Annotated in this window: 14 protein-coding genes and 1 pseudogene; 9 read left to right on the forward strand and 6 right to left on the reverse strand. The window is 71.8% G+C overall.

All coding sequences use genetic code 11. The features are described 5' to 3' along the window. Positions 1-230 precede the first annotated feature (230 nt). Positions 231-1,127 (reverse strand): 2-hydroxy-3-oxopropionate reductase, encoded by an 897-nt coding sequence (locus tag ACRAS8_RS03020; protein WP_438484188.1) that lies wholly within the window; start codon positions 1,125-1,127, stop codon positions 231-233. A 100-nt stretch (positions 1,128-1,227) separates the two neighbouring features. Next, positions 1,228-3,009 (reverse strand): glyoxylate carboligase, encoded by a 1,782-nt coding sequence (gene gcl / locus ACRAS8_RS03025; protein ID WP_438484190.1) that lies wholly within the window; start codon positions 3,007-3,009, stop codon positions 1,228-1,230. A gap of 551 nt (positions 3,010-3,560) precedes the next feature. Here gcl and ACRAS8_RS03030 point away from each other — a divergent pair. After that, on the forward strand, positions 3,561-3,734 hold the full coding sequence (locus tag ACRAS8_RS03030) for a hypothetical protein (protein WP_221910376.1): 174 nt from the start codon (positions 3,561-3,563) through the stop codon (positions 3,732-3,734). Positions 3,735-3,986: 252 nt separating this feature from the next. Here the strand turns inward: ACRAS8_RS03030 and ACRAS8_RS03035 are convergent, their stop codons facing one another. Together ACRAS8_RS03035 and ACRAS8_RS03040 are read right to left on the reverse strand one after the other, a co-directional pair. Next, positions 3,987-4,310 (reverse strand): hypothetical protein, encoded by a 324-nt coding sequence (locus tag ACRAS8_RS03035; protein ID WP_438484191.1) that lies wholly within the window; start codon positions 4,308-4,310, stop codon positions 3,987-3,989. A gap of 300 nt (positions 4,311-4,610) precedes the next feature. Continuing rightward, positions 4,611-5,861, reverse strand: a complete 1,251-nt coding sequence (locus ACRAS8_RS03040) for an acyl-CoA dehydrogenase family protein (protein WP_438484192.1) — start codon at positions 5,859-5,861, stop codon at positions 4,611-4,613. A gap of 190 nt (positions 5,862-6,051) precedes the next feature. Here ACRAS8_RS03040 and ACRAS8_RS03045 point away from each other — a divergent pair, with 190 nt between their 5' ends. Further along, positions 6,052-6,738 carry a TetR family transcriptional regulator gene (locus tag ACRAS8_RS03045; protein WP_438484193.1) on the forward strand — a complete coding sequence of 229 codons (687 nt, stop codon included), beginning with the start codon at positions 6,052-6,054 and terminating at the stop codon, positions 6,736-6,738. Between the two features lie 38 nt (positions 6,739-6,776). Here the strand turns inward: ACRAS8_RS03045 and def are convergent, their stop codons facing one another. After that, entirely contained in the window at positions 6,777-7,346 is a 570-nt protein-coding gene (gene def, locus ACRAS8_RS03050; protein WP_438484194.1) for a peptide deformylase, read from the reverse strand. 185 nt (positions 7,347-7,531) lie between these two features. Between def and ACRAS8_RS03055 the strand changes: the two genes are divergently transcribed. From ACRAS8_RS03055 to ACRAS8_RS03075, 5 genes are all read left to right on the forward strand, one after another. After that, the gene (locus tag ACRAS8_RS03055) at positions 7,532-8,770 is read left to right on the forward strand and encodes a MurT ligase domain-containing protein (RefSeq protein WP_438484195.1); all 1,239 of its coding nucleotides are present in this window, start codon (positions 7,532-7,534) and stop codon (positions 8,768-8,770) included. Positions 8,771-8,808: 38 nt separating this feature from the next. Then, positions 8,809-9,537, forward strand: coding sequence for a type 1 glutamine amidotransferase (locus tag ACRAS8_RS03060; RefSeq protein ID WP_438484196.1), 729 nt, complete (start codon positions 8,809-8,811; stop codon positions 9,535-9,537). A 182-nt stretch (positions 9,538-9,719) separates the two neighbouring features. Then, on the forward strand, positions 9,720-10,745 hold the full coding sequence (locus ACRAS8_RS03065) for a 6-phosphofructokinase (protein WP_438484197.1): 1,026 nt from the start codon (positions 9,720-9,722) through the stop codon (positions 10,743-10,745). Between the two features lie 118 nt (positions 10,746-10,863). Then, positions 10,864-11,823 (forward strand): cytochrome c oxidase assembly protein, encoded by a 960-nt coding sequence (locus tag ACRAS8_RS03070; protein WP_438484198.1) that lies wholly within the window; start codon positions 10,864-10,866, stop codon positions 11,821-11,823. A 102-nt stretch (positions 11,824-11,925) separates the two neighbouring features. Beyond that, positions 11,926-12,081, forward strand: coding sequence for a hypothetical protein (locus tag ACRAS8_RS03075; protein WP_438484199.1), 156 nt, complete (start codon positions 11,926-11,928; stop codon positions 12,079-12,081). A gap of 45 nt (positions 12,082-12,126) precedes the next feature. Here the strand turns inward: ACRAS8_RS03075 and ACRAS8_RS03080 are convergent, their stop codons facing one another. Further along, entirely contained in the window at positions 12,127-12,540 is a 414-nt protein-coding gene (locus ACRAS8_RS03080) for an SSI family serine proteinase inhibitor (RefSeq protein WP_438484200.1), read from the reverse strand. A 282-nt stretch (positions 12,541-12,822) separates the two neighbouring features. Here ACRAS8_RS03080 and ACRAS8_RS03085 point away from each other — a divergent pair, with 282 nt between their 5' ends. Together ACRAS8_RS03085 and ACRAS8_RS03090 are read left to right on the forward strand one after the other, a co-directional pair. Beyond that, on the forward strand, positions 12,823-13,569 hold the full coding sequence (locus tag ACRAS8_RS03085) for a lysophospholipid acyltransferase family protein (protein ID WP_438484201.1): 747 nt from the start codon (positions 12,823-12,825) through the stop codon (positions 13,567-13,569). Positions 13,570-13,610: 41 nt separating this feature from the next. Next, positions 13,611-14,175 (forward strand): annotated as a pseudogene (locus ACRAS8_RS03090) (YbaK/EbsC family protein). The last annotated feature ends 35 nt before the right edge of the window (positions 14,176-14,210 follow it).

Below are 14,210 nucleotides of genomic sequence, written 5' to 3' on the forward strand. Positions count from 1 at the left end.
CAGCGTGCGCCGGGCTCCGCGCGCTCGCACCTCGGCGGCGGGATCTCACTCGGCCGGCCGGGCCCGGGCCGGGCGGGCGCGGACCTGACGGCGAGCGAGAGCCCGCGGCCGAAGTGAACAACCCCATGGAGTCGGCCGAGTTCTCCCGGGACCCGGGGCGTAGTAGCGGAAGCGCAACGCGCCGGTGCCGCGGCCGCAAGTGCGGCGGCCGCGGCACCGGCCGAACGGGGTCAGTCCTTGAGGTCGTATCCGGAGAGGCGTTCGACGCCGCGGAGGAGGGCGGAGTGGTCCAGGCCGCCGTCGCCCTGGGCGCGCAGGGAGGCGACGAGGTTGGCGACGACCGTGCCGACGGGCAGGGCGGCGCCGACGGTGCGGGCGGCGTCGGTGACGATGCCCATGTCCTTGTGGTGCAGGTCGATCCGGAAGCCGGGCTGGAAGTCGCGGTTCAGGAAGTTGCCGGTCTTGCGGGTCAGCACCGTGGAGCCGGCCAGGCCGCCGTTCAGGACGTCGAGGGCGGCGGGCAGGTCGACGCCGGACTTCTCCAGGAAGACCACGGCCTCGGCGCAGGCTTGGATGTTGACGGCGACGATGAGCTGGTTGGCGGCCTTGACGGTCTGGCCGGAGCCGTGCGGTCCGCACCGCACGATGGTCCTGCCCAGTGCCTGAAGGATCGGCTGGGCGGCGTCGAAGTCGTCGCTGTTGCCGCCGACCATGATCGACAGGACGGCTTCGATGGCGCCGGCCTCGCCGCCGGAGACCGGCGCGTCCAGGACCCGGATGCCCTTCTCGGCGGCCGCCTCGGCCAGGTCGATGGAGGTCTGCGGGGTGATCGAGGACATGTCGATCAGCAGCGCCCCCCGCCTGGCGTGGGCCAGGATCCCGTCGGGGCCGTAGGCGATGGCCTCGACCTGCGGGGACGCCGGGACCATGGTGACGATCACGTCGGCCTCCCGCACCGCCTGCGCGATCGAGTCCGCCGCGGTCCCGCCGGCCGCGGCCAGCCGCCGCAGCTTGTCGGCCTCCAGGGTGTAACCGGTGACGTCGTAACCGGCCTTGATCAGGTTCTCGGACATGGGCGAACCCATGATGCCCAGCCCGATCCAGGCGATCTTGGGGAGATTACTCATCGCAAAGCCTCTTTCACACACTCAGGACAAGGGGAAGGACGCGCCCGGCCGGCCGACGGCGGATGGACGGGCCGGGGCGGGAACGGGCGCCGCCGGACGCTCAGACCTTGAGCGGCTTGATCGCGGTGGGCGCGTGGCCGGGCTCGGTCGCGACCTCTTCCCACTCGTTGACCTTGTCGATCTCCGCGGCGGCCATGGAGATGTTGGTGATCCGCTCCAGGATCGCCTCGACGACGACCGGGACGCGGTGTTCGGCGGCCAGCTTCTTCGCCTCCTCGAAGGCGGCGCCCAGCCGGCTGGGGTCGGTGACCCGGATCGCCTTGCAGCCCAGCCCCTCGGCGACCTTGACGTGGTCCACGCCGTAGACGCCCAGCTCCGGCGCGTTGATGTTCTCAAACTCCAGATTGACCTGGAAGTTGATGTCGAAGTTGCGCTGCGCCTGGCGGATCAGGCCCAGGTAGGCGTTGTTCACCAGGACGTGGACGTAGGGGATCTTGTGCTGGGCGCCGACCGCCAACTCCTCGATCATGAACTGGAAGTCGTAGTCGCCGGAGAGCGCGACGACCGGGGTCTCCGGGTCGGCCTTGGCGACACCGAGGGCGGCCGGGATGGTCCAGCCGAGCGGCCCGGCCTGGCCGCAGTTGATCCAGTGGCGCGGCCGGTAGACATGCAGCATCTGCGCGCCGGCGATCTGGGAGAGGCCGATGGTGGTGACGTAGCGGGTCTCCGGTCCGAACGCCTTGTTCATCTCCTCGTAGACGCGCTGCGGCTTCATCGGGATGTTGTCGAAGTGCGTACGGCGCTGGAGTTGGGCCTTGCGCTCCTGGGTGGAGGCGGCCCATGCGCCGCGGTCGGGCAGCTCGCCGGCGGCCTTCAGCTCCTGGGCCACCTCGACGAACAGCTCCAGTGCGGCCTTGGCGTCCGAGGCGATGCCGTAGTCCGGGGCGAAGATCTTGCCGATCTGGGTCGGCTCGATGTCGACGTGGACGAACTTCCGGCCCTGGGTGTACAGGTCCAGCTTGCCGGTGTGCCGGTTGGCCCAGCGGTTGCCGATGCCGAGGACGAAGTCGGACTCCAGGAAGTTCGCGTTGCCGTAGCGGTGCGAGGTCTGGAGGCCGACCATGCCGGCGTTCAGCTCGTGGTCGTCGGGGACGATGCCCCAGCCCATCAGGGTCGGGACGACCGGAGTGCCGGTCAGCTCGGCGAACTCGACCAGCAGGTCGGCCGCGTCGGCGTTGATGATGCCGCCGCCGGCGACGATCAGCGGGCGCTCGGACTCGTTGAGCAGCGCGAGCGCCCTCTCGATCTGGGCACGGGTCGCGGACGGCTTGAAGGCGGGCAGCGGCTCGTACAGCTCCGGATCGAAGTCGATCTCGGTGAGCTGGACGTCGATCGGCAGGTCGATCAGGACCGGGCCGGGCCGGCCGGAGCGCATCAGGTGGAACGCCTGCTGGAAGACGCCGGGGACCTGGGCGGCCTCCATGACCGTGGTGGCGGCCTTGGCGACCGGCTTGGCGATCGCGGCGATGTCGACGGCCTGGAAGTCCTCTTTCTGGATCACCGCGGTGGGGGCCTGGCCGGTGATGCAGAGGATCGGGATGGAGTCGCCGGTGGCGGAGTAGAGGCCGGTGATCATGTCGGTGCCGGCCGGGCCCGAAGTGCCGATGCAGACGCCGATGTTGCCCGGGTGGGTACGGGTGTAGCCCTCGGCCATGTGCGAGGCGCCCTCGACGTGGCGCGCCAGCGTGTGGTCGATCCCGCCCGCGGCCTTGAGCGCCGCGTAGAAGGGGTTGATCGCCGCGCCCGGCACTCCGAAGGCGTTGGTCACGCCCTCGCGCTTGAGGATCTCCACCGCAGCGCGGGCGGCTGTCATTCGAGGCATCGGGCACTCCTGCGTCGACCTGTCACGGGCATGTCCGACCGGGACCGGTCGGGCGCGCTAATTCCGCATCGCGGAATCAATGTTTTGCTTTATGGAAGTGAACGTAGAGCGAGTCCCTCGACCCGTCAAGGGGTGTTTTCGGCGCGGACCCGGCGCGGATCCGGCACGGGACGCCGCCACGGAGGCACGGCCCCACACACCGGAAGGCCGCCCGGCGCGCGGCGCGCGAAGCGGGCGAGCGACGACTCGACAGAGGGGCACCCAAGAGGGGACGCCCAGCACGCCTACCCCAACTCCCTCCCCCTGCCGTTGAACTGACGCTGCATCAGCCAACCCGGAGCACAGACCCGACGTAACGCGAAATACACCGGCGAACGCCCCGATACCCCCAGGGGCCGTGACTGCCCTTCAGGCATCGCCGTCTCGCCCATCGGACGTGGAACTGATCACATACGGGGCGAGGAATGCGCTCGACGTGGTTGGGTAGTCGGGCGCCGGCGCGCGCCGTACCCGGCTGCCGCCGCTGCCTAACCGATTTTCAGGAGTGACCGATGCCCGCCCCCGTCCCAGCCCCCGCGCCCGCCCCGGCGAGTGGTTCACCGATCTACGAGAGCCTGGTCTCGAAACACGGCGACGTGGTCGCCGAGAGCCGTCGCGTCGCACAGGAGACCCAGCGGGAAGCCGACCGGCTGCTGCACTTCGCCCCGCGCGACGGCCGGGACTGAACACACACCGGAGCACGGGCCGGGACACCCGCCCTAGCACGTACCTGGCCGAGGACGGCCCGTTCGTCGAAATCCGGGCTTTTCACTGGGATGCCGCGGAAATCGCGGGCGGCTGCCGCACCCCGGCGCCGCAGCCGAATTGAGATTCCGGTTTCCGTACCGCCCAGCCGGTATTCGCGGCACCCGGGCAGCGGAAATGCCCCGCCCCTCCCTCGGCATGCGGGCCGAAGGAGGGGCGGGGGCGCGAGGGATTTACTGGCTCTCTTCCGGGCTGCTCTCCGAGTGGCCCTTTCCTTCCTTGCCGCCGCCCTTCGCTTCCTTGCCGCTCTTGCCTTCCTTGCCTCCCTTGTCTTCCTTGCCCTGGCCCTGGTCGCCATGGTGCTCGCCGTGGTCCGATCCCTCGTCGCCGAAGGACCAGCGATAGCCGGCGTCGTCATTGTTGACGTCCTGGAAGTTCATGGTGGAGGAGTTCATCACGCCGCCCCATTCGTCGTCGGCGACTGCGGTGCCGGCGGAACCGAGGAAAGCGGCCGAACACACAAGGGCGGCGGCGGTGAGCGCGGTGCGCATACGCATGCTGTGCTCCGAAATATCGTCGGGGTCGCTAGGACGTGGAAATTCATGCCACCAATCCGCGGCCATCACGCCCCGATTCACCCGCTCGGCGCTTTGACTCCGTGCGAGGAGTGGCGGGCCAACGCCATCCGACGTAAGGTGCGCGGCGACACTCCGGCAGACGCCGGGATTCCATCACTCGGATATCGGCCCTTCGCCGTACGCGAAAGGGTGCGGAAAACCATGCACGAAAGGCGCCGCCCGATATGGAGCGACGCCTTCCGAGGTGGCGCGATTATGCGGATCAGCGGGAATTCCCCGTCATCGGATCGGCATCCCCGACAGGGTCCGGGCGATGACCAGCCGCTGAATCTCGCTGGTGCCTTCGAAGATGGTGTAGATGGCGGCGTCGCGGTGCATCCGCTCGACCGGGTACTCGCGGGTGAAGCCGTTGCCGCCGAGGATCTGGATCGCCTGGGCGGTGACCTTCTTGGCGGTCTCGCTGGCGAAGAGCTTGGACATCGAGCCCTCGGCGCTCTCGAACTTCTTGCCCGTGGTGGCCATCCAGGAAGCGCGCCACACCAGGAGGCGGGCGGCGTCGATCTGGGTGCGCATATCGGCGAGTTGGAAGGCCACGCCCTGGTTGTCGATGATCGGGCGGCCGAACTGCTCGCGGGTCTTCGCGTACTCCAGGGCCTCCTCGTACGCCGCGCGGGCGGTGCCCACGGCCATCGCGCCGACGGCCGGGCGGGACGCCTCGAAGGTGGCCATCGCGGCGTTCTTCAGACTCCCCCAGCCTCCGGCCGGGGGGACCCCCCTGCCGCCCTTCGCGCGCTCTCGGGCGCGGGCCAGCCGCTCGTCGAGCCTGTCCTTGCCGCCGAGCAGGCAGTGGCCGGGGACCCGGACGTTGTCCAGCACGACCTCGGCGGTGTGCGAGGCGCGGATGCCGTGCTTCTTGAACTTCTGGCCCTGGGAGAGGCCGGGGGTGTGCGGCGGGACGATGAAGGAGGCGTGACCCTTGGAACCCAGCTCCGGGTCGACCACGGCGACCACGACGTGGACGTTCGCGATACCGCCGTTGGTGGCCCAGGTCTTGGTGCCGTTGAGCACCCACTCGTCCTTGGCCTCGTCGTAGACGGCGCGGGTGCGCATCGAGGCGACGTCGGAGCCGGCGTCCGGCTCGGAGGAGCAGAAGGCGGCGACCTTGACGTCACTGGCGTCGCCGTACATCTGCGGGACCCAGGTGCCGATCTGTTCCTCGGTGCCGTTGGCCAGGACGCCGACGGCGGCGAGGCCGGTGCCCACGATGGACAGCGCGATGCCGGCGTCGCCCCAGAACAGCTCCTCCATGGTCATCGGGATGCCGAGGCCGGTGGGGTCGAAGAACTGCTGGGCGTAGAAGTCGAGGGAGTACAGACCGATCTTGGCGGCCTCCTGGATCACCGGCCAGGGGGTCTCCTCGCGCTCGTCCCACTCGGCGGCGGCGGGGCGCATGACGTCCGCGGCGAAGCCGTGAATCCAGTCACGGACTTCCTTCTGCTCGTCGTTGAGTTCCATGGTGAACTCGGCCATGTCCCCTCCAGTGGTGCGTACGGCCAGCCGTTACTAGCGGTAACCCTTGCGGTGGCCACAGTGTGTTACTCGTCAGTAATGGATGTCAACTCCTCCTGGACGCCGTTTTGGCCGCGGAGTTCGGGGCTCGGCGAGTCCGGGTGTTACGTTGCGCGAGCGCCACGGATTCACAAGGGTGGGGAGCACGACCATGGACAGCATCGACAGCACCGGACAGAACGGCACGCGGCGGCCCGGCGCCGACGGGGGCGACCGGCAGCAGACCGCGGCCGAGCGCAGACGACGGGAGCTGCTGGAGGCGGCCGAACGCATCGTGCTGCGCGACGGCCCGGGCGCGTCGATGAACGCGATCGCCGCCGAGGCCGGGATCACCAAGCCGATCCTCTACCGGCACTTCGGCGACAAGGGCGGCCTCTACCGCGCCCTCGCCGTCCGGCACACCGACGCCCTGCTGGCCAACCTCCGGGCCGCCCTGGACGCCCAGTCCCTGCGCCGGGAGCGGGTCGAGGCCACCCTCGACGCCTACCTGGCCGCCATCGAGGCCCGGCCGCAGGTCTACCGCTTCCTGATGCACCCCGCCGACGAGGACGTCCCCTCGGAGTCCGGCTTCGACGTCGGCCGGCACTCCGCCCCCCTGCTGCGCCGGCTCGGCGAGGAACTGGCCAAGGTCATCTCCGAACGGCTCGACCTGGGGCCGGACGGCGAGGAGCGGGCCCGGGTGTGGGGGCACGGCATCGTCGGCATGATGCACGCGGCCGGCGACTGGTGGCTGCGTGAACGCCCCTGCTCCCGCGAGCAGTTGGTGCGCCACCTCACCGATCTGCTGTGGGGCCGGCTGGCCGCCGTCGCCGACCTCGCCGACGGCCCCGGTTTCTGAACCGACGGCCGCGGTCTCCCCAAGGCGCGCGGGCGGCGTCAGGCCGGTGCCGCCGCCCGGTCGTCCGACGCCGCCGCCCACGGGGCCCGGGCCGCGGCGCGCAGCGCCCGGCGGCGGCGCAGGCCGGTGAGGTGGTCGACGTAGAGGCCGCCGCCGAGGTGGTCGCACTCGTGCTGGAGGCAGCGGGCGAAGAACCCGGTGCCGGTCACCGTCACCGGCGCGCCGGTGAGGTCGAACCCGGTCACCACCGCATGGTCGTGACGCGGGGTGCCGGCCTCGATACCGGGCAGCGAGAGACAGCCCTCGGGCCCGCGGACCACCGGCCCGTCCGCCTCGACGAGCCGCGGATTGACCAGGTGCCCCAGGTGCCGGCGCTCCTCGTCGTCGGGGCAGTCGTAGACGAACACCCGCAGCGGGACACCGATCTGGTTGGCGGCCAGGCCCACGCCGTTCGCGGCGTACATCGTCGCGAACATGTCCTCGACCAGCGCGGCCAGTTCGGCGTCGAAGGCGGTGACCTCCGCACAGGGGCGGGTGAGGACCGGATCGCCGTACAGGCGCAGCGGGCGGGGGCGGCCGGAGCTGCCGGGGATGGTGCGGTGGCGCATGGGCCCAGGGTACGGGCGGGCGTTCCGGAGGGCGTCACACAGGTGGCGGAGTTCGGGCCGGCCGCCGGATCTCGATAGGCTGATCCCCGACCGAAGCCTCCGGCCGGTCGGCGACCGCTGGAGGAGGCGCAATCTCCCGGCAGCCCAGGGCAGGAGTGCGCCGGATGCAAGGAGGAGCTAGGACGATGGCAGGCAACACGGAGCCGCTGTCGCCGCGGGCCAAGCTGGCCGTGACGGCCGGCAAGGCCGCGGCAGCGGTGTCGCGCGCGGCGGGCCGCGGCAGCGGATCGGTGATCGGCGGCCGGGTGGCGCTCAAGCTCGACCCCGACCTGCTGGCCTCGCTGGCCAGGCACCTGGACGTGGTCCTGGTGTCCGCCACCAACGGCAAGACGACCACCACCCGGCTGATCGCCGAGGCGCTGCGGGCCAGCGGCCCGGTGGTGTCCAACGCGCTGGGCGCCAACATGCCCGCGGGCATCACCTCGGCGCTGGCCGGCGGCTCGGACGCCAAGTTCGGCGTCATCGAGGTGGACGAGAAGTACCTCGCCACGGTGGCCCGGGACGTCACGCCCAGGGCCATAGCGCTGCTGAACCTCTCCCGGGACCAGCTCGACCGTGCCGCCGAGACCCGGATGCTGGCCGAGCGCTGGCGGGAGGGCCTGTCCGGCTCCAAGGCGCTGATCGTCGCCAACGCCGACGACCCGCTGATCGTCTGGGCGGCCTCGTCGTCGGCCAACGTGGTGTGGGTCGCCGCCGGCCAGGAGTGGAAGGACGACGCCTGGTCCTGCCCCTCGTGCGGCGGTGTGATGCAGCGGCCGGGCGACGACTGGTTCTGCGCCGAGTGCGGTTTCCGCCGGCCGACGCCCAGCTGGGCGCTCTCCGGCGACCACGTCCTGGACCCGCACGGCAGCGCCTGGCCGATCAAGCTCCAGCTGCCGGGCCGCGCCAACAAGGCCAACGCCACCACCTCCGCCGCGGTCGCGGCCGCCTTCGGGGTGCCGCCGCAGGTCGCCCTGGAGCGGATGTTCTCGGTGCAGGCCGTGGCCGGCCGCTACGACGTGGTCTCCTTCCAGGAGCGCGAGCTGCGCCTGCTGCTGGCGAAGAACCCGGCCGGCTGGCTGGAGACCTTCTCGCTGATCGACGGGCCGCCGACCCCGGTGATCATGTCGGTGAACGCCCGCGGTGCGGACGGCACCGACACGTCCTGGCTGTGGGACGTGGACTACACCCGGCTGGCCGGGCACCCGATCTTCGTGCTGGGCGACCGCAGGCTGGACCTCGCGGTGCGCCTGGAGGTCGCCGGGCTCGACTTCCAGGTGTGCGAGACCCTCGACGAGGCCGTGCGGCTGGCGCCGGCCGGGCGGATCGAGGTCATCGCCAACTACACGGCCTTCCAGGACCTGCGCCGTCGCGTGGGCAACTGAGTGCGGTCCACGGACGACACGGACAAGGACGAGCGAGCATGAGTGACAACAGCCTCCGCGTGGTGTGGATCTACCCGGACCTGCTGAGCACCTACGGCGACCAGGGCAACGTCCTGGTGGTGGAGCGGCGGGCGCAGCAGCGCGGCCTGGACGTCCAGCGCCTGGACGTCCGGTCCGACCAGCAGATCCCCACCTCCGGGGACATCTACCTGATCGGCGGCGGCGAGGACCGGCCGCAGCGGCTGGCGGCCGAGCGGCTGATCCGCGACGGCGGTCTGGACCGCGCGGTCTCCAACGGCGCGATCGTCTTCTCGGTGTGCGCCGGCTACCAGATCCTGGGCCACGAGTTCATCAACGACCTCGGCGAGCGGCAGCAGGGCCTGGGGCTGCTCGACGTGGTCAGCACCCGCGGCGAGGGCGAGCGGTGCGTCGGCGACGTACTGGCCGACATCGACTCCCAGTTGGGGCTGCCGCCGCTGACCGGCTTCGAGAACCACCAGGGCGTGACGCACCTGGGGCAGCGGGCCCGGCCGTTCGCCAAGGTCCGGTTCGGCAACGGCAACGGCGTCGGCGACGGCTACGAGGGCGCGTGGAACGACACCGTCTTCGGGACGTACATGCACGGCCCGGTGATGGCCCGCAACCCGCATATCGCGGACCTGCTGATCAAGCTGGCACTGGACGTCAACGCGCTGCCGCCGGCCGACGACCGGTGGTACGAGGCGCTGCGCCAGGAGCGGATCGCGGCGGCGACGCAGACCGCCTGACGGCCCGCGCGCGGACGGCCGGACCGGGGCCCCACGGCCCGGATCCGGCCGTTTTCCGTGCGCGGGTGTCCGCACTGCGGGCGCTCGTGTGCCGGGGTGCCGCGCGCTTGTAGGGTGAGGGCCATCCAACCGGACGACGGGGTCCGGGCGTCCGGTTGAGTTGCGATGGGTTTCTACGAGCAATGCGTATTGGTGTCCTCACCTCCGGGGGCGACTGCCCCGGTCTGAACGCCGTCATCCGGTCCGTCGTCCACCGCGCCACCGCCGACCACGGGGACGAGGTGATCGGCTTCAAGGACGGCTGGAAGGGCCTGCTGGAGTGCGATTACCGCAAGCTCGACCTGGACGCCGTCGGCGGCATCCTCGCCCGCGGCGGCACCATCCTCGGTTCGTCGCGGGTGCAGCCCGCCCATCTGCGGGACGGCGTCGAGCGGGCCCGCGGCCATGTCGCCGAGCTGGGGCTGGACGCGATCATCCCGATCGGCGGCGAGGGCACGCTGAAGGCGGCACGGCTGCTGTCGGACGCCGGGCTGCCGATCGTCGGCGTGCCGAAGACCATCGACAACGACATCGCCGTCACCGACGTGACGTTCGGCTTCGACACCGCGGTGGGGGTGGCGACCGAGGCGCTGGACCGGCTCAAGACCACCGCGGAGTCGCATCAGCGGGTGATGATCGTCGAGGTGATGGGGCGGCACACCGGCTGGATCGCGCTGCACTCGGGGATGGCGGCGGGCGCGCACGCGGTCGTGGTGCCGGAGCGGCCGTTCGACATCGAGGAGCTGACGGCGCGGGTCGGCGAACGGTTCGAGGCCGGCAAGAAGTTCGCGATCGTGGTGGTCGCCGAGGGCGCCAAGCCGCGCGAGGGCACCATGGCCTTCGACGAGGGCGGCACCGACGTCTACGGGCACGAGCGGTTCGCCGGGGTGGCCCGTCAGCTGTCGGTGGAGCTGGAGCGGCGGCTCGGCAAGGAGGCCCGTCCGGTCATCCTCGGCCACGTCCAGCGCGGCGGTACGCCCACCGCGTACGACCGGGTGCTGGCCACCCGCTTCGGCTGGCACGCCGTGGAGGCCGCGCACCGCGGGGAGTTCGGGATGATGACCGCGCTGCGCGGCACGGACATCACGCTGGTGCCGCTCGCCGAGGCGGTGGCGAGCCTGAAGACGGTGCCCACCGAGCGCTACGACGAGGCCGAGTGCGTGCTGTGATCCGTCCGTGGTCCCCCGCGGGGACGCGCGTCCGTAGAGGCGCCCCCCGGCCGCTCCACCGGCCGGGGGCGCCTCTACGCTTGTCGCCGGAGCATTGGTACGAATCAGGAGCGAGCGGATGCATCACAGCGGGCACGGCATGGACGGCATGAACATGGATCTGCCGCCGTTCACGCTGGGGCGGGGCCTCGCGTTCGGCGGTGACGCGTTCTTCCTCGTCGGCTGCCTGCTGGCGCTGCTGCTGTACGGCTGGGCGGTGGTCCGGCTGCGGCGCCGCGGGGACGCGTGGCCGATGGGCCGGGTCGTCGCCTGGGTGCTGGGCGTGCTGACGGTGGCGGTGACGATGTGCACCAAGCTGAACGACTACGGCATGGTGATGTTCAGCGTCCACATGGTCCAGCACATGATCATCAGCATGCTCTCGCCGATCCTGCTGCTGCTCGGCGGGCCGGTGACGCTGGCGCTGCGCGCCCTGCCGGCCGCCGGGCGCGGCAGCCGGGGCCCGCGCGAGCTGCTGGTGGCGCTGCTGCACAGCCGCTACATGCGGGTCATCACGCACCCGGCGTTCACCATCCCGCTGTTCATCGCGAGCCTCTACGCGCTGTACTTCACCCCGCTGTTCGACTTCCTGATGCAGTCCCGGGCCGGGCACATCGGGATGATGGTGCACTTCCTGGCGGTGGGTCTGGTCTTCTTCTGGCCGATCATGGGCGTGGACCCGGGGCCGCACCGGCCGGGGTACGTGATGCGGATGCTGGAGCTGTTCGCCGGGATGCCGTTCCACGCGTTCTTCGGCATCGCGCTGATGATGGCGTCCGAGCCGATGGTGGACACCTTCCTGAACCCGCCGGCCTCGCTGGGCGTCGAGGCGCTGGGCGACCAGCAGGCGGCCGGCGGGATCGCCTGGGCGTTCAGCGAGATCCCGTCGGTGGTGGTGCTGATCGCGCTCGTCTACCAGTGGTACAAGTCCGAGGAGCGGCAGTCGGCGCGCTCGGACCGGGCCGCGGAGCGCAACGGCGACCGGGACCTGGCGGACTACAACGCGTATCTGGCCTCGCTCAACGCCCGGGGGCGGTGAGCGGAGTCGTCTGGCGGTGCGGGCCGCGGCCGGGGACGATGGTTCCCTGGCCGCGGCCCGCGGCGTTGTGCCGGCGGCCGCCGCCGCGAGGAGGTTGCGGGTATGCCGGGATCTGCCAGGGCGATGGCCGTGTGCACGGTGTGCGGGCTGGTGGCCGCGTCCGCCTACACCGTGGCGCTGGGCGCCAACGGCTGGGTGTGGGGCCTGTGGGTGGTGCTGGCGCTGGTGACGGCCGGAGTGGTGACGGCGCGGGTCTGAGCCGCCGTGTTGAGCCCGTCGCCGGCGGGGCCGGGCGGGCCGGCGTCAGAAGCGGAAGACGGCGCCCGTGGCGGCGTCCATCGCGCAGGCGTTGGGGTACTCGCGCTGCCAGTCGACGGGCCTGCCCCGCCAGCTGCCGGAGGCGGTGACGGTGACCGGGTCGTACTCCCGGGTGCAGACGTGCGGGTCGCCGCGCAGCTTCCTCGGGTCGCCGTGGGCGGCGGCCAGCTGGTGGCAGGCGGCGGCGCCGTGCGGATGGCTGCCGCGGGTGTCCGGGCAGGTGAGCTGCAGCCCGCGGATCCAGGTGTCGCTGGCACCGGACACGGTCAGGAACAGGCCCTCGGACGGGTCCGGTTCGGCGGCGCGGGCCGATGCCGCGCCGAGTGCGGTGCACAGCGCCATGGTCACGCCCGCCGCCAGGGCGGTACGGGGGGTTCGGCGTCGGCGGCTCACGGGCATCGGGGTCTCCTGGAACGCTCGGGGCGGTGGCCCGGGGGCCGGGTGCCTGGACGGCGGACGGCGCCCGGCCCCCAGGCCACTCCCCCGCGCGCCGGCGCACAAGCGGGCACGCCGGGCGGTCGCCCGTACAGCCCCGCGGATGCCCGGGCCCGGTGGGGCCGGAACGGTCCGGCACGGTTACGGACGGCGGCTTCCGCGCCTACACTGACGGCCCTGGTCGTCCCCTGTGACCTGGCACGATCCGGCCGCGCCGGCGGTCCGGGGGCGGGATAGGGGGCCGTCGTGCTGTATCAGGTGCTGAAGTACGTCCTGCTCGGTCCGTTGCTGCGGCTGGTCTTCCGGCCGCGGGTGGAGGGGCTGGCGCAGGTGCCCGAGCAGGGCCCGGCGATCATCGCGGGGAACCACTTGTCGTTCGCGGACCACTTCGTGATGCCGGCGGTCGTGCCGCGCCGGGTGACGTTCCTGGCGAAGGCCGAGTACTTCACCGGCGCCGGGCTCAAGGGGCGGCTGACCGCGGCGTTCTTCCGCGGGGTCGGGCAGATCCCGGTGGACCGCTCGGGGGGCCGGGCGTCCGAGGCGGCGCTCGCCTCGGGGCTGTCGGTGCTGCGCAAGGGGCGGCTGCTGGGGATCTATCCGGAGGGCACCCGCTCGCACGACGGGCGGCTGTACAAGGGGCGTACGGGCGTCGCGGCGCTGGCCCTCAAGGCGGGGGTGCCGGTGGTGCCGTGCGCGATGATCGGCACGTTCGAGGCACAGCCGACCGGGCGGCGGCTGCCGCGGGCGATGCGGGTGACGGTGCGCTTCGGGCGGCCGCTGGACTTCTCGCGGTACGCGGGACTGGTGGACGAGCGCACCGCGCTGCGGGCCGTCACCGACGAGATCATGTACGCCGTCCTCAAGCTCTCCGGGCAGGAGTACGTGGACGTATACGCCACGGAGGCCAAGGCCGCGGCCCAGGCGGAGGCCCGGGCGCACGGTCGGCGGGGGCCCGGCGGCGGCAGCCGGGCCGCGGGGCCGGGCGCCGGATAACCGCTCGCGGCGCGCGGTGGCCGGCGCCTACGGTGATCTTCATGGGCGAAGAGAGAGCGCGGACGACGGTGAGCGAGCACGAGACCTACGCCAGGCTGATCGGCCTGCTGGACGAGCGCGGGGCGCGCTACCGGATCCACGAGCATGCCGAGGAGGGGGCCACGTGAGAGGGGCGGCGCGCAGCGCCTCCGGCCGGGGTGGTGGTCGGGCGACGGGTGGGCCGTCAGCGCGCTCCGCGGGAACGCGGTCGAGCAGGCCGCCAAGTGCATCGTGGTGATGGTGAAGCTGGGCAAGAAGAGCAAGCGGTATGTGCTGGCGGTGGTGCCGGGCGACCGACGGGTGGATCTGGGGGCGGTGAAGGCGCTGCTGGGCGGCTCGTACGCGGGGTTCGCGACGCCGGAGGTGGCGGAGCGCCTGGCGGGCTCGGTCAGTGGCACGATCCTGCCGTTCTCCTTCGACGAGGAGCTGGAGCTGATCGTGGACCCGGCGCTGCCGGCGCATCCGGAGATCTACTTCAACGCGGCGCGGCTGGACCGTTCGCCGGCGCTGGCGACCGAGGACTACACGGCGATCGCGGAGCCGCGGGTCGAGGCGATCGCGGGCTGAGCGGGGACGCAGAAGGGGACGCGGAAAAGGGCCGG

Source organism: Streptomyces sp. S186 (assembly GCF_051603415.1).
Lineage (GTDB): Bacteria > Actinomycetota > Actinomycetes > Streptomycetales > Streptomycetaceae > Streptomyces.